This is a genomic window from Microcoleus sp. Pol8_D6, assembly GCF_036700965.1.
Lineage (GTDB): Bacteria > Cyanobacteriota > Cyanobacteriia > Cyanobacteriales > Microcoleaceae > Microcoleus.
On sequence record NZ_JAUBPW010000025.1, the window covers coordinates 65,397 to 84,657 of the forward strand.

Here is a 19,261-nt window from a genome sequence, read left to right on the forward strand (position 1 = left end):
TAATTTACTCAGGTTCGTTGCTTTGTTAAATCAAGCCAGAAAATATCTAAAATTGATGGTGCTTTGTGAAGCAGTGAACTTGCAAGGAGGAAGCAGCTATCTTGTAGAGTTGCCGGAAATCAGGCAAGTTGAGCAAGAGCGACAACAAGTTACCTGAAGCGGGGTGAAGTTTTATGTAATTAAGCCAATATGTAACTAGAGTTCCTTCGCAGCTTCCCGACTGAAATGGATATTGCAAAACTAGATACTTGGTATTCTCCTTCTCAACGCCGCACGGCTGTTTCGCTGTTGATGAAACGAGTAGGCGTAACTCGCACTAGGGCTGAATGCTTTATCAGGCTTTGGGTTTACTTATCGGTGAAACAGCTTCAGGAAAGCCAGCCCCGTCTCAAACCACCGCTGGCAAAACTGGAAGTGCCAGCAACAGAAGTGCAGTGCACTCACCGGGAAGCCGCCGAACTATTTTACTCCGATTCCGATCGCGGGAGCGATCGCGCCGCCGGAATGATGTTAGATAAATTAGCAGCACTCGGATTAATTGCAAAACACTTTGATGGTAACGCTACGGCAATTCAAATTCAACCAGTTTCAGAAATTTTAGATACCCCCGAACCTCAAAAGCCAGTACAACTCCAATTAGATGACTTCAACCCTCGGTGCGACGCGATTCCCGTTGCCAATTTATTAGCCACCAATTACAACTGGATGAACCGCAACACTAACGCCGTTCCCCACAAAATTGCTAAAATCCTCCGGCTTTTTGCCGATAAATACTCAAAGGGAATGCGAGTTTTGCGCCGCTCAGATAATCTCAATCCAGTCGGATTTTACTTACTTTATCCCACAGCTAGCGAATCTGAAGTAAATTTTTTTAATGCTGCTAGTAAAGGGCTTCATTTAAGTTCTATTTCCGATATCGATCCTTTCAAGATGGCGCTACCAGGAGATATAAACTGCCAGTCAGTATTTGTCCGCAGTTGGATGATCGATCCGCAGTATTTGTCAGAATACCGCATTGCTTTTCTCGAAGACGCACAAAAAGTTTTAGGCGAAATGCAAACAGATTTTCCCAATCTTTGCGACTTGTACACGTTAATGATTCACCCCATGTACGAAAAACAGTCCCTGGCTTTGGGATTTCAGAAGACTAGCAGCGATAGTCAATTATCTGTTTATTGGATGTATCTAGCATTGGATAGATTTTTAGCATTAAATATCAAAGAAGCGTTGCTCCAACTGTAATAGACATCTGGTAAATAGCCAGCCAAGGGCAGGCAGGATGCCTACACCACAAGAGTTTTACTCGTTACTCGTTACCAGGCTCTGCCTGGTAACGGAGATCCACAGGCTCTGCCTGCAATTTTCACAAGCAAGCGAGGCAGAGCCTCTGTACATCGGTTCCCAGGCAGAGCCTGGGCAACCAGTTAATCGCCGAATCATCTTGTTGTCTATAAAACTTCCCGTCCCAAATAGGGTTGTAAGGCTTCCGGCACTTTTACAGTTCCGTCTGGCTGCTGGTAATTCTCCAAAATAGCGGCCATTGTTCGGCCCACAGCTAAACCGGAACCATTGAGGGCGTGAACGAATTGAGTGCCTTTTTTACCCGCTTCTTTAAAGCGAATATTTGCCCGTCGCGCCTGAAAATCTGCGACGTTGGAACAACTGGAAATCTCGCGGTATTTGCCCGCAGATGGTAGCCACACCTCTAAATCGTAAGTTTTTGCCGCCGCGAAACCTAAGTCGCCCGTACACAGTGCGATCGCCCGATAAGGCAATTTCAGCGCCTGCAAAACTCCCTCGGCATCCTGCACTAACTTTTCGTGCTCTGCTTCGGATGTACTCGGATGCACGAGTTTTACCAATTCAACTTTATTAAATTGGTGCAATCGAATTAATCCCCTCGTATCTTTGCCGTAACTGCCAGCTTCGCGCCGAAAGCAAGGAGTATAAGAACAGTGATAAATTGGCAACTGTTCTGCTGTCAAAATTTCCCCTCTGTACAAATTGACAACCGGAACTTCGGAAGTAGGAATCAGCCACAAATCATCTTGGTCGCACTTAAAACTTTCTTCAGCAAATTTGGGTAATTGACCCGTAGCGGTGAGGGATTCAGTGTTAACTAAAAATGGTGGAATTACTTCTACATAACCTGCTTTTGTGTGGCGATCCAGCATGAATTGAATAATCGCTCTTTCCAGGGCAGCCCCGGCTCCAATTAAGCTCACAAAGCGGGGCTGAGCGATTTTTACGGCCCGCTCAAAGTTGATAATTCCTAATTTTTCGCCGATTTCCCAGTGCGGTAAAATACCTGAATTTTGGGGTATGTATTCGTCTCCCCAGCGCCGGATTTCGACATTTTCTTCTTCATTTTTGCCGATCGGCGTTGAGGAACCGGGCAAGTTGGGCAGCGGTAGCAATAAAGCTTCTATTTGAGCTTTTAGCTCTTTTTCCTGTGCTTGCAGTTCGTTCGACTCAGTGCCGACTGCGTTGCCTTCTGCCTGCAATTCCTGAATTTCGGGAGATTCGAGGGGTAAACCCGATTTTCTTTTTTGACCTATGAGTTTGGCAATTTCGTTGCTGCGGGCTTGTAGTTGCGATCGCTTGCCTTCCAACTCCCGCTGCTGTTTGTCTAATTGCAAAATCGGCTCGATTTCATAGTTACCTCCGCGCAGGTTGAGGCTTTCTTGCACGGCTTGCGGGTTTTCTCGGATTAATTTGAGGTCTAGCACAGATTTATTCTAAATCTTAAATTTTAGAGCGGCTGGGACAGAACGAGATGATATAGCAGCTTTGTTAATCATTGGCATATTGAATCATAATTTATTCTGACTCAAAATCTTCGTTGGGTGTCACCCCTGGAGGGTGACACCCCACAAATCTATGTTATAGTTGCAAATATTAGTAGATGCACCCTGATAATTTTCTACCCCAGCCAGCGATGGTAGGGGTTTTTTGTTGTGTGGCATGGAATTGAAGCCTTGGATGCACTATCAGTCTAAAAAACCCGGTTTCTCGCGATTATCGTCTCAAATGAGGCAATTACGTCAAGAAACTGGGTTTTTGCGTCCTGGACTAGGTTACTAAAATATGTTTCGTGTTAAAAGTTAAAGCCAGTGCGAAGCAACCAAACCCATTGAGTGTCGTTGCGGCTGTCATTCTCAGGATTAACAACGGCCCAAACACCAGGGGTGATGGAAATGTTGTCGTTGACCTGAAAGCGATAGAAAGCTTCAATGTGATAGGAAGTATCTCGCTCGCGGCGCACATTACTGCTCGTCACGCGACCTGGCAAACCCACCAAAATCCCCGGTAGGTTGCCTTCACCTCCCACATCTGGGAAACTTATCCCGATCGCTGCATACACAATATCGGCGCGATCGTCACCGTCAACATTTAGCAAAACCACGCCACCTCTACCATCAGAAACGCTGCTAACACCAGAATTTTCTGCATGGGCGCGAGTATAAACGCCCCAACCGTGAACTTGCAACCGGGGGGCAAGGCGGTAAAATCCTTGTACGCCTACAGAATCACTGGAGGTAGCAATATTGTCCCCAAACGGTCTCGCAGCCAGAAAACTGCCCGTACCGCCTGTGAGGTCGGCTTTACCGCTTGGTGCAAAGGTTCGAGAATACGCTACGCCAATGGCTCCGCGATCGCCCCGGTAGGCAAGCTGAACGAGAGCATTGTAGGAACCGTTGAATAAACCGTTACTTTGCTGCGAGAGATTGGGATTTCCGCCTACATAGCCCACAGTCAGGGTGAGGTTTTTGACGATCGTCCAGTTGACAGCAGCACCGCCACCTCCCCGGCGGTAGAGGGGATTGTATTGTCCGAACTTCGAGGGAATTCCCTCACTATCGCTGGCGATCGTGGGAGGAGTCAGCAAATCCGTAATATCGGGATACCCAACACCTGTCGGGCCGACGGTCAGCGCCAGATTAGAGGTCAGCGGGGTGACATACAATACGTGAGGGACGGTGATTGTGTTATCGACATTGCCATCAAAGTTCAAGGCCGTCATATTTGTACCCGTATAGTCGGCAATCCTGCCCAAGTTGCCGAATTCCAAACGGGTTCTCAGCATATCGCGACCGGTGAAGCTGGTTTCAAAATTTAATCGGCCCCGGTTGGCAACAATAGTGTTGGTGCGATCGCGCGAATCCCCAACACTGTTACCCGAGGTATCTGTTACCACCACGATAATTTCCGCATTCAGCTTCGTCGTAGTCGAGAACTGATTCGCTTCTAGTTCTGCTGTACGTGCATCGAGAGCATCGACTCGACCCCGCAACACCGATAATTCTGTTGCAAATTCTGCTTGCAGCTTTTGGACGATCGCTAAATCTTCCCCAGTAATCAGGTTGGTTGTTCCTGCAGCAATTAGTTCGCTGACTCGATCAAGACAGCTATTCAATCCTGCGGCAAATTCGTACCGCGTCATGGCGCGGTTTCCTCTGTAGGTTCCGTCGGGATAACCGGCAATGCAGCCGTAGCGTTCAACTAGAGATTGCAGCGCCTGAAACGCCCAGTCAGTTGGTTTTACATCCGAGAGTTGAGAGACAGAATTAACCTGTGCGAAGGGGTCTTCTGCCAAGGTATTTAACGGTTCCGAAGCAACTAATCTCTCAATTGGTGCTGCAAAACTTGGTAATGATGTTAGTAGAAATACAGCAGGTGAACCCAGGATAAAAGCAGTAATTAGGTGATAAAAATGCTGGATGTGCATAAGAAAAAGCTCCGAATAAGGAACCGATACACCGAATTAGCAATACCTTTACGCTGCGCTTGAACCGGTGCGAACTTTGTCAATCGTTACTGCGATAATTATCACCAGACCTTTGACAACTAACTGCCAGAAGAAAGACACGTTCATGAGAGTTAGTCCATTATTTAGCAGGGCAATAATTAAAGCCCCGAGCAAAGTACCCCAAATAGTGCCAATTCCACCTGTGAAACTCGTTCCTCCCAAAATTACAGCAGCGATCGCGTCTAATTCATAGCCTTGCCCCAACATTCCCGTCGCACTGTAGAGGCGCGACGCGCTCATAATTCCACCTAAACCAGAAAGCAACCCACTCACGCCATAGACAAATAACAGCACCCGACTCACCTTAATACCTGTCAACCGTGCTGCCCGAATGTTGCCTCCCACGGCATAAATATGCCTCCCTAGAACAGTCCGTCGCAAGACAAACCAACTCGCTAAAACTGCGAGGAAAGCGATAATAACCAACCAGGGAATTGGGCCGACATAATTGTTACCTACCCAAGCAAAATTCAGATTTCTATTGATAACTGTAGTGCCGTTAGCTACTAAATAAGCAACTCCCCGCAAAGCTGTGTAAGAACCGAGGGTTACGATGAACGGAGGCAAACCTAAATACGCAACTAGGGAGCCGTTAAGCAATCCCAAAAAGACTCCGGCTATTAACGCAGCCGGTACGGCAAACCAACCCAGACCTGGAACTAAGGAAACCAGCACCCCGACAACTGCCGTCACGCCCAAAATTGACCCGACTGAAAGGTCTATTCCGCCCGTCAAAATCACAAAAGTCATGCCGGTTGCTAGGACAATATTGATCGATGCTTGCCGGATGACATTGATCAAATTTCCTACTGAAAGAAAGTTGGGCGTTACCAGGGAAAAAATTATACAGATGCCAATCAAAATCGGCAGGATGCCGGCTACTTGGATAAAATTTCTCCAAGCTTGAGCTTTACTGGCTTTTTGGCGATCGCTCCCTGAACTTCTGCTGGTTTTTGTTTGCGTTTGACTCATGATTTTACTACCTCTTTTGCACCAGTGGCATAAGCCATAATGTTTTCTTGCGTAATCTTTTCCCCAGTCGATCCGCCTACTTCACCGACAAGGCTTCCTGCGCGCATCACTAAGACGCGATCGCTCATTCCCACAATTTCCGGCAGTTCGCTGGAAATCATCAAAATAGCTACACCTTTGGCTGCCAAATCGCTAATAATTCGATAAATTTCGCTTTTGGCGCCAATATCCACACCCCGCGTCGGTTCATCTAGCAAAAGTACCTTTGGGTTGATAGCCAACCAACGCGCTAGCAGCAACTTCTGCTGATTTCCCCCAGAAAGATCCATTGCCCTGATGCTAGGGCTTGCAAGGCGAATCTGCAAATTATTAATAGCATCATTGACAACTTTCAACAAAAAATTTGAGTTAATAATGCCAGCTTTTGCTTCTCGATCGAGGACATTCATGGTGATATTCTCACCCGAACTTGCCTCCAAAAATAGTCCGAGAGCCTTGCGATCTTCTGGCACGTAAGCAATTCCGGCGGCCATTGCTTCATCGGGTGTCGAGACATTGAGATGACGACCTTCCAGTTTTATTTCACCGCTTACCTTTCGATCTGCACCAAAAATTAGGCGGGCAAGTTCTGTTCTGCCGGCGCCAACTAAACCTGCTAAACCCAAAATTTCGCCCGCATGAAGTTGAAAACTGGCCGGCTTTACTTTCTGGCCGTCGCTTAAATTTGTTACCTCAAGAACAACTGCACCCGGTGTTATTTGATGCTTGTGTTCGTACAAATCCTGTAAAGAACGACCCACCATCATTTCCACCAGACGATTAGCAGAAATTTCGTGCTTTTCAAGAGAGCCAATATATCCGCCATCTCGGATGACGCTCACGCGATCGGCAAGGGCATAAATTTCTGCCATTCTGTGGCTGATATAAATAATAGCAATGCCCTCATTCCGCAAGCGGCGAACCACTTCAAAAAGCTTATCTGTTTCGCGGTCTGAAAGCGCGGCCGTCGGCTCATCCATCACTAAAATTCGGCTGTTGTGTTTGAGCGCCCTAGCTATTTCGACTTGCTGCTGTTCGGCAATTGAAAGTGTAGAAACCAGGTCTCCCGCCTCAAAATTTGCATCGAGGTTTTTCAAGACCTCTGATGCCTTGCGCCGCATTTCATCTTGGTCTAGAAATGTACCTCCTTTCTTCAGCTCGCTGCCCATAAAAATGTTTTCAGCAACTGTCAGATTGGGGGCAAGATTGAGTTCTTGATAAATAATCGCTATCCCTAAATCTCTGGCTTGAGCGGGGTCTGTCATCTTAACAGCTTTGCCGTCTATTCTGATTTCGCCTGCATCGGCTATGTAGGCTCCCGCCAGAATTTTCATCAGCGTACTTTTGCCCGCACCGTTTTCCCCCATGAGGGCGTGGACTTCACCTGGGTAAACGGTGATATTTACATCGTGCAAGGCTATAAAACCATGAAAGGTTTTTTTAATACCTTGCATTTCGAGTACGGGCTTAGTGTTAATTGAATCTTGAGTGCTATTTACCATTGTAAATACCGTAAGGAAATCTGCTTGACTATTAAACTTATATCCCCCCTAGCCAAGGCGGGCACGGGGGCACCGCCCCTACGAAGGGGTGGACAAGATTCCGATCGAAGTCCCCCTTCTTAAGGGGGATTTAGGGGGATCTAGACTCGGGGAAAAACGGGATTCCTCAAGGGTTTTAGTCTTAACTTGACACGAAGAAGGTCACTCGCTGGTCCAGCCTTTATGTTGATTGACGTTTTCGCGGGTAATCAGCGCGACTGGAATCAGAATGTTTGGATTGGCTAGCTTTTTTCCTTTGAGAATGTCGTTACCGACTTCAACGGCCTTGGCTGCCATGCGAAATGGATCTTGAGCTGCTGTAGCCACAAAGAGACTGTTGTTCTGTTTGAGCGCATCTAAAGCTTCAGGTGCACCATCGACTCCCACAATAAAGAACTCGCTTCTTTGTGCTTGTTTGGCTGCTAATTCTGCACCAATGGCACAGGGGTCATTAATTGCAAAAACAGCATCAATTTTCGGGAAGGAAGTAAGCAAATCGCTCATCACTCTTAACCCGCCATCGCGGCTGCCTTCAGCGTTCTGATCTTTGGAAAGAACCTTGAGGTTGGGATATTTGGAGAAGACACTTTGGCAACCCTGAACTCGCTCGACGACTGAAGCGACGGGAGGCCCGTTGATAATCACAACGCTGCCTTTTCCTTTCAAGCGATCGGCTATATATTGACAGCTTACTTCGCCAGCTTGCACGTTATTTGAAGTAACTGTGGCATCCACGCCTCCCTCGGCGGCGGTATCAACTGCAATTATCGGAATTCCGGCTTGCTTGGCTTTTTCGACAGCGGGTGCAATGCCTTTGGTGTCCGCAGCATTGAGTACAATCATGCTGACATTAGAGGCAATAAAGTTTTCGATTTGATTAAATTGCTGATTTAAATCGTCGCCGCTGGAAACGAGAGTTGTCCTCACGTTTGCACCGCCGATTTTCTTGGCTGCGGCCTCAGCGCCCTTGCCAACTTGTACGAAGAATGGATTACCGAGGTCGCGGACTGCTACAGCAACTGATGAAAGTTCTGAGTTGCTTGGTTGTATGCTGTTTTGAGCGTTCTGGGAAGTGGCTGTGCAACTTGCCAGAGTGCTGCTGAGTAGACTAAAAAGACTGAGTGCGATCGTTACTCGTTTCACCTCAAACTCCAATAAAGGCTCGTTTGGAGAGAGTCCCTCGTACATATGAAGTTGCCAACCTAACATGAGCTTTTGTCAGGTTTCAGCTCAAATACCTATTTTTTTAGGTGAGCGGCTTCTCTGCGTACATAATTGTACGTAACCTAGTTTCTTTCTGCTCGTAAAACTTTCTCTCTCGGCTCATTAGACTGCTTTTATAAACGGAAAAGATATGAATATTCAATCTCTATCCTGGCTGCCAAAACAATCAACAAGCGGGATTTTTTTCAATGCTTTATGAGCATTATTTTTTTCACTTTTTGAGAAAAAGTTTAGGAGAATATTTTCGATCAAATATTTCAGAAATAGCTTTTAAAAGCTGGCAGAGTCATATTTAATTTAACTCTCTATCTTGGCTGATGATAACAGTTAAACACAGGAGCGATATCTATCTTTAGATATACCATACTTTTACCAAAAAGTAAAGATGCGAGATCCTCGATCGGCACTTGTCTGCTCATCCGCAGTCTGGTCGGGCGTGCCGCACCAACTCAATAAATCTTAAATTTTGCTTGGGGTAGGATATTGTAAAAAATCATTAAGTTTACAGTCAATAACGGTAGATCATAGTAAACTGACAGCAACGCTTCGCACTCACCCATGCAGCTAGTTAAAAAGCCCTAGTTAAAAAGCAGAGCTTCGCTCAAAAGCAACTGTGAGATTAGGCGAGTCAAATATTTGGCTGTAAAACCTGCAACTACAGTCATCATGACATGGTTTAAAAGCTCTGGATAATGGCGATCGCCCTTTTTTGCAAAGTTACTATACAGAAATAATTGTCTGCGCTGTTAATGGGTAAATCTGAGATGCGATCGACAAATCACCTATTCTGTTTCCTAGAAATATTTGCTAGCGAAGGCGGCATTCAATCCTACGTTCAAGATATTTTCAAAGCTTATGCGTCAATAACCGCAGGGACAAATTCGCCGCCACAAGCTGAAGTTTTGCTGTTGCGAGATTCCCCAGACTGCAACAATCCTTACGAATTAAAAAATCTGAAATTTTATTACCTCAAAACCGAGAATCCCTGGTTGGGGCGTCTTAAATTTGCTACAGTATTACTAACTCGCTTGCTGCAAAAACGACCACAGCGGGTTTTTTGCGGTCACATCAAACTCGCACCGCTAATTCAAACTTTATGCCAGCCGCTGCGAATTCCCTACACAATTTTAACTTATGGCAAGGAAGTTTGGGAACCGCTTGATCCCAAATATCAAACAGCAATGAGACAAGCTGACAGTATTTGGACGATTAGCAGGTACACACGCGATTCCCTACGGGATAGCTTCGCCGCGCGTACTTGCGAAATTAACAACTTAAATCCCGAAAAATTCCAAATAGTGCCTTGTACTGTAGATGAAAATATATTTACCACGGGGCCGAAGCCACAGGATTTATTAGAGCAGTACAATTTGCTTGGTGCTAAAATATTGATGACTGTAGCCAGATTGCGATCGACAGATAGTTACAAAGGCGTTGATGTCACAATCAAAGCTTTGCCGCAAATAGCCAAAACTTTTCCGAATGTGAAATACTTAGTTATTGGCAGAGGAGACGATCGCTCTAGATTAGTCAAACTCGCTGATGATTTGGGAGTTACCGAAAGAGTAATATTTGCGGGTTTTGTACCGACAGAAAATTTAGCAGCACATTACCAGTTGGCCGATGCTTATGTAATGCCCTCCCAGGAAGGCTTCGGTATAGTTTATTTGGAAGCGCTAGCTTGCGGAGTACCCGTACTCGCGGGGGACGCGGACGGGTCAGCCGATCCGCTGCAAGATGGTAAACTGGGGTGGCGAGTTCCTCACCGAGATTCAGCAGCAGTAGCGGTTGCTTGTGTGGAAATGCTGCGAGGAGAGGATAAAAGGTGCGATCGCGACTGGTTGAGGGAACAAACCCTGGCAAGATTTAGTTTTGAATCCCTTTGTCAATCCTTACAAGGAATTTTTCAACCCTCTCACTCAGATCAACTTATGCCGTAGAGAGCAGTTTCTGGGTGTACAATGGGAAAATTAACTCGATCGACCGCCTGAATTTCTGAGTAGGATAGAGTTATGCCTACCTGCAAAGACACCCAAGGAGACCACCGTGAACCAAGGCACCCCCAAAATATCTTTCAAGCTACCCCGTATTAGTAATTGGCTGATACTGCTGGGCATCGCGTGTTTGTTGGTGTCAATTGGTTTGGGTTGGATAGTTAAATCAGTGTTGATTCTAGTAGCTTTTTTGTTGCTGACGCCTGTGGTTGCATTTTTCGCGCTTCAGTGGTGGCTGAAACGCAATTTAATTGAGGACAATTGTCCAGTTTGTCAATACGAATTTACAGCTTTAAATCAAACTCAGTTTCAGTGTGCAAACTGCGGCGAACCTCTGAAAATAGAGGAAGGTCATTTTAGTCGCTTGACACCGCCCGGTACGATCGATGTTACCGCAGTAGAAGTATCCTCGGTTCAACAGTTAGAAGATTAATTAGAAAGAATAGGGCATGGGGCATAGGGCATTAGTTGGTTGTTATTGGTTATGTGTTACTTGTTACCTGTTATTTTTTATTTGTTACTTTTTGGTTCTAATAACCAATGCCCTATGCGCGCTGCCCTATTTCCAAAATTACTTTTCCAAGCGCACTGCATACCACTGCAAATATTTTCCCTGCCCGACATCTAATTCACAATAAGTATCAATTAAATACTTGGCTTGAGCTTCCACGCCAGATATTTTATGCAAGTCCTGCGGCAAATCTTCGTGTTCCTCGGTTAACACAGCTTTCAGCTTTTCTAACAGTTCAGCCGCAGTCAAAAACTGCTCTGGCTGGTTTGTTTCTAACACCACAAAGGTGTCTTCGTCATACAGTGACATAGTTTCAAAGGTTGAGGTTAATTATTTGTAAAATTTCGTGCAGTTAAGCGAGCGAAAGTATAAACTCTTAATTACAATTTTCCAGCCCCAGCTCGATCGTGTTACAATTGAACAACATCAGAATTCCTACCGGATTACCGTTATTAACTTACTTGTTAACTGACTTGTTAACCGAGTTGTAAACATATCCGACACAGCATTTCTGAGGAGATTTGTCAAGTGCAAATTTGTCAAGTGTCAAAATTTCAAGAAATATTCGATCGGCTGTATCTAATTATAACTGGCACTATACATTCCCATGATCACATCTTCCACTTCAACCCCAGTTGCGCGCAAGCCCTCTAAATCAGAAGGTCTGAAAGAACGCAGCAACTATTTACGAGAACCCGTTGCGACTGAACTGTTACAAGAAACTACCCACTTCACCGAAGACGGGATTCAGATTCTCAAATTTCACGGATCGTACCAGCAAGACAACCGCGACAATCGAGTTAAAGGACAAGAAAAAGACTATCAGTTCATGCTCCGCACCCGCAATCCCGGCGGGTTCACTCCGCCGCAATTATACCTAGCCTTAGACAAGCTATCTGAAGAATACGGCAACCACACGATCCGCGTTACAACGCGCCAAGGTTTCCAACTGCACGGCGTGTTGAAAAAAAATCTTAAAGCAGTGTTTTCCTCAATTATTAAAAATATGGGGTCAACCTTGGGAGCTTGCGGCGACTTGAACCGCAACGTCATGGCACCGCCAGCACCGTACAAAAATCGCCCAGAATACAAGTATGCGCTCCAATACGCCAACAATGTAGCGGATTTGCTGACTCCGCAAACGGGGGCTTATTACGAAATTTGGCTGGACGGCGAAAAAGCTGTTTCGGCCGAGGAAGACCCCGCAGTGAAGGCCGCCAGACAGAAAAACGGCAACGGCACAATCTTTAGCGACGACAAAGAAGAACCGATTTACGGCAGCCATTATATGCCGCGCAAGTTCAAGTGCTCCGTTACCGTGCCGGGAGACAATTCAATTGACTTGTACTCTCAGGATTTGAGCTTGGTGGTAATTACCAATGAAGCTGGCGATTTGCAAGGTTTTGACGTGTTTGCTGGCGGCGGTTTGGGCCGTACTCACAACAAAGAAGAGACTTTTGCGCGGGTGGCGGACGAGATTTGCTATGTTGCCAAAGATGATGTTTACGATTTGGTCAAGGCAATTGTAGCAACCCAAAGAGATTTTGGCGATCGCACAGACAGACGGCACGCGCGACTAAAGTACCTGATTAACGACAAAGGCGTACAGTGGTTCCGCGAAAAAGTAGCCGAATATTTTGGCAAGCCGCTAGAAGCCTTTAAACCGCTGCCTGAGTGGAAGTATTTTGATTTCTTGGGCTGGAATGACCAAGGAGACGGTAAACTGTTTGTCGGCATTTCTGTGGATAATGGCCGGATTAAGGATGAAGGTTCATTTCAGCTAAAAACAGCTTTGCGGGAAATTGTGCAGAAGTACAACTTGCCGATACTGGCGACGCCACACCAAAACGTGCTGATTTACGATATTTCGCCGGATCTTAAACAAGAAATTCAGGGAATACTCGATCGATGCGGCATTCAGCGAGAAACTGCGATCGACCCATTGGTACGCTATGGGATGGCGTGTCCGGCAATGCCGACTTGCGGGCTGGCGATTACCGAGTCTGAGCGCGTGATGCCGAGCATTTTAGAGCGGATTCGGGCACTTTTGACCAAAGTTGGCTTGCAAGACGAGCATTTGGTGGTGCGGATGACTGGTTGCCCAAATGGATGCGCCCGCCCTTATATGGCAGAATTGGGGTTTGTCGGGAGTTCGCCGGAATCCTACCAGATTTGGCTGGGCGGTTCTCCCGACCAAACGCGGCTGGCAAAACCAATTGAGGAAAAGCTGCACGTCAAGGATTTTGAAGCTTTTCTGGAGCCGATTTTTGTTTATTTCAAGCAAAAACGGCAACTGAGCGAGAGTTTTGGCAATTTTTGCGATCGCGTCGGGTTAGAATCTATCCGTCAATTTGTAACCAACTACCAATCTGCTGACTCGATGACAACTGAGATTAATGAATTAGAAGTTACGTCTAGTAACGGCGATGAAAACGAGACTGCCACTGCTGGCGGTGGCAAAGTCCGCCGTCGAATTAGCGTCCGCGATGAAATTTACAACGAGCTCAAGGAAGAAGCAGCCCGTCAGGGCAAGCCAATCACGCAGCTAGCTACAGAAGCGATTTCCACTTTTTTAAAGAAGATTAAGGAGGAAGGATAAGCCGATTTTCGATTTTCAATTTGTGATTTTCGATTGTATTCAATAGACTGCTGGCAAAAGTAATATAAAGGCAGAGCATTTGCAGAAAAAAACCCGAATTTGTAAGATAATTCCGGTTGTAGATGCTCTGCCTTTATTGTTTTTGATCGGTTGAAACCCCGGCTGTCTATCTCTTTTCTTCCTCTCTTCCTCTGCGCCCCCTGCGTTCTCTGTGGTTAAATAAAAAAAATCTCTAATAGAAAACGAACAATCCCAAATTCAATGCCTCAATTACAAAGATTAGCAATTACTGCCGCTCAAATTTGCGATCGCAAAATCGACTTAACTAGAGAACAGCAGCATTATTTAAATCGAGTGCTACGTTTGCAAGCAGGCGATCGATTTATTGCAATGGACGGACGGGGACATTGGTGGTTAGCATTCCTAGAATTACGGGAAACCGGGTTATTTGCCTCCATAGCAGAGGAGATTGCTGTGAACAGGGAGCTACCCGTGGAAGTTACTTTGATGGCGGCATTGCCCAAGGGAAACGGCTTTGACGAGGTTGTGAGACAAGTGACTGAGTTGGGTGTGGCAAGTATTGTGCCGTTAACGAGCGATCGAACTTTGCTCAAACCCAGTGATCAAAAAGTCGATCGGTGGAGAAGAATTGCTGCGGAGGCGGCGGAACAATCGGAACGTCAATTTGTGCCGACCATTTTAGAGCCTATTTCGTTTGAATTTGCTGTGAAAGATTGCGGTCAAAAATATCGATTTATTTGTGTTGCTCGCGGGGAAAATCGGCATTTGTGGGATTGTTTGAAGGGTTTAGAACCCCCCCAGCCCCCCTTGTTAAGGGGGGAGCAAGATGGAGCGACTGGTTTCGATCCCCCCCAGCCCCCCTTCATAAAGGGGGAGCAAGATGGGGAAGAATTATCGATTGTGATTGCTGTTGGCCCGGAGGGTGGATGGACTGACGGTGAGGTGGAAAGGGCGATCGAATTTGGTTTTGAAGCTGTTTCTTTGGGGAGTAGAATTTTAAGAGCAGTGACAGCACCGATTGTGGCTTTATCTTTAGTTGGCGCGGCATTTGAGAAGTGCTAATATCAACAAATAACAAATAATTCATCATATAGGTGGGTTGACGGGCAATGAAAATAGAGTTGAGGAAAGGTCGATCGCTCTTTTGGTCGATTCCCTACGGGATAGCTTCGCTTCACGCGCTTTTGGCAATTTTCGGTACACAATTAGTTTCTGCACAATCTCCGATTTTTCCCATTGCTCAACAGATTAATTGCGATCGGCCTCAAGGAGATGCACAAGTCAGAACTTGTATTAGGTTGAGGTATGAAGCCTCGGATCAACGGCTGAACGAGGTTTACAAACAACTGATTCCCCAATTGAGTGGCGAAGAGCGATCGCTACTTTCTGAAGCACAATTAGGGTGGATTAAGTTAAGAGATAAAACCTGTGAATTTGAAGTTTATACAAGTCGTGGCGGTACGGGTTATGGAGGTTTCCTCAGTGAATGTTTGGATCGCATGACTAAACAGCGCACTGCGGAATTAGAAAACTATTTAAAACAAAGATAATATAGGAAGTAGACCGTACAACACCTGACAACAATAAATAGAAACAAGTATTTATGAAAAGCCGCTCGCCCTTCACCCTTACCCTCACAGTCATCTCAGCGATTGTAACTACCACCGTACCACAAGTTTTTGCCCAGCAACAGCCATCAGCCAACCAAATCTACATCGATAAAAATTGCCAGCGCAATCAGCAACTACCGCAACTTGAAAGATTTACTATCTTTAGCAGAAACGAATTTACCACGAACGGTCAAAACTACTGGTTCTACGCCGCCCGCTATCTAGACGGAACCGTGCTTTTCTGTACCTCACAACCCAACTTCAACCAACCTAAACCTCTAACTGCAAAACAAATACAATCCCAATTTATTGACAAAATAGTCCGAGATCCCAACAACAAAACAGCCTTTATCATCGCAGTCAGAGAAGGAAATGGCCCCGAAGCACCAGTGACCAATTACGGCTTAGAATTGAGCAATGTCGATCGCCCAAAACTCACCTCCCTTTCCATCCTACAGCAGCGGGGAACCCTCAAAGACGGCGACCCCAGCGAACACACCTTTCAAGGACGGACCGGTCAATCTATTACGATCGAGCTCAAAAGCAGAGCATTCGACCACAACATAACACTGTTCGACACCAGCGGCAAAAATATTGCCCAAACAACAGGTAACTCCCAGAATCGCCGAGAGTCTCAACTCACCGTAAAATTGCCTAGTAACGGCACTTATAAAATAGTTGTTAAAGGAGGCGATCGTACAAGCAAAGGTTCCTACAGCTTAAGCATCAATTCCAATCAACTTTAACTTATATTTTTTTACATCCACTCAACATCCCTCTCTACAAATCCGCGTTCATCCGCGTTTATCTGCGGTTAAAAAATCCAAATTTTAATTTTTCCCAACAGCCCAAAATCCCAAACTAACATAACAGCGAAATTTGTTAACCAGTGGCGAAACCAACCAAACATCAGCCAAGATAGAAACAACGCCATTCCCCCAATCGCCATGACAGACATCAACCAAATAGCCGCCGCCCTAGAGGGTAAAGACTACAAACAAGCTGCCCAACTCATCAAACAACTACAAAAAGAATCCCCCGAAAATCCGTGGGTACAATACTATATTGCCCGCTACTACGAACTCACCAACCACCTCGGAAAAGCCCAAACAACCTATAAACAAATACTCCGCGACATCACCAACCCCAAAATCGTCTCCCAGACCCGCCAAGCTATTCAACGGATTGAAACCGCACAACAAAACCTCCGCCAACAAGCCATAGAAACCGCCAAAAACGACCCTAGCAACCTCGAACCCGGACTCCTCATCCTCGAACCCGTGAGTCCCGAAAACAAACCCGCCGCCATTCAAAATATCAGCAGAATCTTTAAAATCGACGCCTACACAACCCGGATGCAAATCCAAAGCCGCGGCTGGAGACTCTACAAAACTGGCCCCATCGCCGCACTCCGAATTTATGGTCAAGAACTCCTCAACGCCGGCATTCCCGTATTTTGGGCAACCTTAAGCGATATTCAAAAAATCCAAATCTTCCGAGTGCAACACTTCCAGTCTCTCTCTTCCCCAGCCGTTGTTTGCAAAGATAAACTCGATAGACTCGGTGCGATCGAATTTAACTGGTCAGAAGTTACCCAAAGAGTAGAAGGCTTGTTGCCGATGTTCATCGAAGTCATGGACTACTCCCCCAACCGAAGAAAGGAGCAATTTCGCCACAGAGAAATCAGGCAAGATTACGCTCAAATCTGTGACTTACACATTCCCAGCAGAAACTGCATTCTGCGAATTTGCGACCAAAGTTACGAATTTCAACAAGGAGTTGACTTCACCAAAGCTTCAGCCGAGCTCCCCACTTCACCGAACCAGAAAAACAAAACATCGAGAGTCAAAAACTCTCCCCAAATTCCTCAAAGTACCACCCGAATTAACTGGAATAACTTACTGGAAATATTAGATCGCCAGCTTGACGTTACAGTTTGGTCAGAATTTACGCCCTTTGCCGAGACAGTGCTCGATTACACTAATATGTTGAGCAAAATCGAATCTCATATAGAAGTCGAGCGCAAATCCGAAACTCCTTGGGACTCAGCTTTTCACCTATACAGCGGATTAGCTTTCCTCAGAAACCAAGAAAATAGGGAATAGAACAAATAGTTCAAATTAAAAATGAGGAATCCCATTTTTAATTTTTTAACGTCAGCATTGGGAATCATCCAATGCCCAATTCCCTATTATCAATTCCCAATTTCCTACTTCGTTTTCACCTGACGGGCCATTTCCCGGAAATTGTTCATGCTAGGGCCAGGGGTCCGACGGCTTCCATTTGGTGTCGGCATTAAATTATTAGGAGCAAAAGTCCGATTCGGTTCAGCTTGACTCGGCACTTTTCCGTTAGTTGCTGCCGCTGCCGGTACCTTCGCGGGTGCTGCATTATTAGCAGGAACGCTAGCGACTGGTTCGTTTTCTTTCTTCGACTTTTTCTCTACCTTAGCCTTTTTAGCTGGTTCAGACTTCTCAGACTTCTCAGACTTAACAGACTCAACTTTTGCCGGTGCGATCGCAACAGGCTCAGCCTTCGCAGGCGCAACTTTTGCTGGTTCCTTCGCTCCCGATTCGCCCAAATCTAGGAAATATTCAGACTTTTTCAAACCCAACAGTCTGGCAAAAAAGCCGAAAATACCGCCGAAGAAATTTTTGATAAAACCAAACATTAGACTTACTCCTTTTGTTCTTTTAGAGAAATTTGTACAAGCTTGTCAACAAAGTTAGATTACGAGCTAGGGCAACCTTTGTCTACATTTATTCATCAAAATTTACATTTGGCTATATCTAAGCTAGCTCATCAAAGCAAATTTTAGGTATAAATACTCGCAGTGCTTTGCACTTATTTACAAGTATCTCAGAATTTGTTAGCAATTCCCACTAATTGTCGATCGTACTTCGATCCGATTCGCTAGCTGTCCTAGTACGGGTCACACTCCCTAGGGCAGTGATTTATGCTTTAATCACCAAGCAATTTTCTTTTCAAATGAACAGTTCGCTCGATCGCAATCCCGTCATCCTCCTACACGGCATCTGGGACACAAAGATGATTTTCAGCAAAATGTCCGCCCGCCTCACCCAACTCGGATGGTCAGTCCACAGCCTCAACCTCACCCCCAACGACGGCAGCCTCAGCCTTGACTTACTGGCCAAGCAACTCGCAGACTACATCTCTGAAACCTTCGATCCCGAACAGCCTTTAGACATAGTAGGCTACAGCATGGGCGGCATCGTTAGTCGCTACTACGTCCAGCGACTCGGAGGAATCAACCGCGTACAGCGTTTCATCACCCTATCTTCCCCCCACCACGGCACCCTCACCGCTTATTCCCTACGCCTACCAGGATACCTGGATATGCGCCCCGATAGTGGCTTGCTGCGCGATTTAAATCAAGATGTGACAATGCTCAAACGCATAAACTTTACATCAATGTGGACGCCATTTGACATAATGATTGTACCGGCGAACAGCTCCCAAATGCCAGTAGGTAAAGAAGTTAAAGTCAACGTTTTACTGCACCGCCAAATGGTGACAGAACCCCTAAGTATTAACGCATTAGTTGAAGAACTAAAAGCACCTATTGAACAGAAAATTCCTACTTAAAAATGAATAGCAATTTCAGCCGCAACCCTGTCTTGCTAATTCACGGAATCTTCAGAAAATCGGGTATTTTTCACAAAATGTCTGCCTACCTCACCCAACTAGGATGGTCAGTCTACACCCTCAATCTCTCGCCCCATTGGGGCAACGCTAGCATAGACGAATTAGCCCAACAAATAGCAGATTATATAGACAAAACCTTTGCGCCAGAACAGCATCTAGATATAGTAGGATTGAGCATGGGCGGTTTAGTAATACCCATTCTCCAAAATTATGCTACAGTATTTAGTGCCGATAGAATATAATCCCATCCCGTGATAGATGCGATTGTTTCACT

18 protein-coding genes are annotated in these 19,261 nt (G+C 45.8%); 11 read left to right on the forward strand and 7 right to left on the reverse strand.

From position 1 onward, the window contains the following. Positions 1-22: 22 nt before the first annotated feature. Together QUA10_RS12565 and QUA10_RS12570 are read left to right on the forward strand one after the other, a co-directional pair. A complete protein-coding gene (locus QUA10_RS12565) occupies positions 23-157 on the forward strand; it encodes a hypothetical protein (protein WP_333086269.1) in 135 nt (44 codons plus the stop codon). Between the two features lie 68 nt (positions 158-225). Beyond that, complete coding sequence (locus QUA10_RS12570; protein ID WP_333082961.1) at positions 226-1,242, forward strand: hypothetical protein; 1,017 nt, start codon at positions 226-228, stop codon at positions 1,240-1,242. A 206-nt stretch (positions 1,243-1,448) separates the two neighbouring features. On the opposite strand, the gene serS is transcribed toward QUA10_RS12570, so the two are convergent. The 5 genes from serS to QUA10_RS12595 form a co-directional block, all read right to left on the reverse strand. Next, positions 1,449-2,729 carry a serine--tRNA ligase gene (gene serS, locus QUA10_RS12575; protein ID WP_333082960.1) on the reverse strand — a complete coding sequence of 427 codons (1,281 nt, stop codon included), beginning with the start codon at positions 2,727-2,729 and terminating at the stop codon, positions 1,449-1,451. A gap of 368 nt (positions 2,730-3,097) precedes the next feature. Continuing rightward, a complete protein-coding gene (locus QUA10_RS12580; protein ID WP_333082959.1) occupies positions 3,098-4,729 on the reverse strand; it encodes an iron uptake porin in 1,632 nt (543 codons plus the stop codon). Between the two features lie 48 nt (positions 4,730-4,777). Next, positions 4,778-5,782: an ABC transporter permease subunit gene (locus QUA10_RS12585; RefSeq protein ID WP_333082957.1), complete on the reverse strand. Its 1,005-nt coding sequence runs from the start codon at positions 5,780-5,782 to the stop codon at positions 4,778-4,780. Beyond that, a complete protein-coding gene (locus QUA10_RS12590; RefSeq protein WP_333082955.1) occupies positions 5,779-7,323 on the reverse strand; it encodes a sugar ABC transporter ATP-binding protein in 1,545 nt (514 codons plus the stop codon). The genes QUA10_RS12585 and QUA10_RS12590 overlap by 4 nt, the downstream gene beginning before the upstream one ends. Positions 7,324-7,524: 201 nt before the next feature. Continuing rightward, positions 7,525-8,550: an ABC transporter substrate-binding protein gene (locus QUA10_RS12595; protein ID WP_333082953.1), complete on the reverse strand. Its 1,026-nt coding sequence runs from the start codon at positions 8,548-8,550 to the stop codon at positions 7,525-7,527. 785 nt (positions 8,551-9,335) lie between these two features. Between QUA10_RS12595 and QUA10_RS12600 the strand changes: the two genes are divergently transcribed. Both QUA10_RS12600 and QUA10_RS12605 read left to right on the forward strand, forming a co-directional pair. Then, positions 9,336-10,526, forward strand: a complete 1,191-nt coding sequence (locus QUA10_RS12600) for a glycosyltransferase family 4 protein (RefSeq protein WP_333082951.1) — start codon at positions 9,336-9,338, stop codon at positions 10,524-10,526. A 106-nt stretch (positions 10,527-10,632) separates the two neighbouring features. After that, the gene (locus QUA10_RS12605; protein WP_333082950.1) at positions 10,633-11,013 is read left to right on the forward strand and encodes a hypothetical protein; all 381 of its coding nucleotides are present in this window, start codon (positions 10,633-10,635) and stop codon (positions 11,011-11,013) included. 138 nt (positions 11,014-11,151) lie between these two features. On the opposite strand, the gene QUA10_RS12610 is transcribed toward QUA10_RS12605, so the two are convergent. Further along, positions 11,152-11,400: a chlororespiratory reduction protein 7 gene (locus QUA10_RS12610; RefSeq protein WP_333082948.1), complete on the reverse strand. Its 249-nt coding sequence runs from the start codon at positions 11,398-11,400 to the stop codon at positions 11,152-11,154. A 298-nt stretch (positions 11,401-11,698) separates the two neighbouring features. Between QUA10_RS12610 and sir the strand changes: the two genes are divergently transcribed. From sir to QUA10_RS12635, 5 genes are all read left to right on the forward strand, one after another. Then, positions 11,699-13,690, forward strand: coding sequence for a sulfite reductase, ferredoxin dependent (sir, locus tag QUA10_RS12615; RefSeq protein ID WP_333082946.1), 1,992 nt, complete (start codon positions 11,699-11,701; stop codon positions 13,688-13,690). Positions 13,691-13,951: 261 nt separating this feature from the next. Beyond that, positions 13,952-14,773 (forward strand): 16S rRNA (uracil(1498)-N(3))-methyltransferase, encoded by an 822-nt coding sequence (locus QUA10_RS12620; RefSeq protein ID WP_333082944.1) that lies wholly within the window; start codon positions 13,952-13,954, stop codon positions 14,771-14,773. A 47-nt stretch (positions 14,774-14,820) separates the two neighbouring features. Beyond that, a complete protein-coding gene (locus QUA10_RS12625) occupies positions 14,821-15,261 on the forward strand; it encodes a lysozyme inhibitor LprI family protein (protein WP_333082943.1) in 441 nt (146 codons plus the stop codon). A 53-nt stretch (positions 15,262-15,314) separates the two neighbouring features. Next, positions 15,315-16,067, forward strand: coding sequence for a PPC domain-containing protein (locus QUA10_RS12630; protein ID WP_333082941.1), 753 nt, complete (start codon positions 15,315-15,317; stop codon positions 16,065-16,067). 201 nt (positions 16,068-16,268) lie between these two features. Continuing rightward, complete coding sequence (locus QUA10_RS12635) at positions 16,269-17,426, forward strand: tetratricopeptide repeat protein (protein WP_333082940.1); 1,158 nt, start codon at positions 16,269-16,271, stop codon at positions 17,424-17,426. 104 nt (positions 17,427-17,530) lie between these two features. Here QUA10_RS12635 and QUA10_RS12640 read toward each other — a convergent pair whose 3' ends face one another. Then, on the reverse strand, positions 17,531-17,992 hold the full coding sequence (locus tag QUA10_RS12640; RefSeq protein WP_333082939.1) for a hypothetical protein: 462 nt from the start codon (positions 17,990-17,992) through the stop codon (positions 17,531-17,533). Between the two features lie 317 nt (positions 17,993-18,309). On the opposite strand from QUA10_RS12640, the gene QUA10_RS12645 reads away from it, so the two are divergent. Both QUA10_RS12645 and QUA10_RS12650 read left to right on the forward strand, forming a co-directional pair. After that, a complete protein-coding gene (locus tag QUA10_RS12645) occupies positions 18,310-18,927 on the forward strand; it encodes an alpha/beta fold hydrolase (RefSeq protein ID WP_333082938.1) in 618 nt (205 codons plus the stop codon). Between the two features lie 2 nt (positions 18,928-18,929). Then, positions 18,930-19,229, forward strand: a complete 300-nt coding sequence (locus tag QUA10_RS12650) for a hypothetical protein (RefSeq protein ID WP_333082937.1) — start codon at positions 18,930-18,932, stop codon at positions 19,227-19,229. Positions 19,230-19,261: the final 32 nt, after the last annotated feature.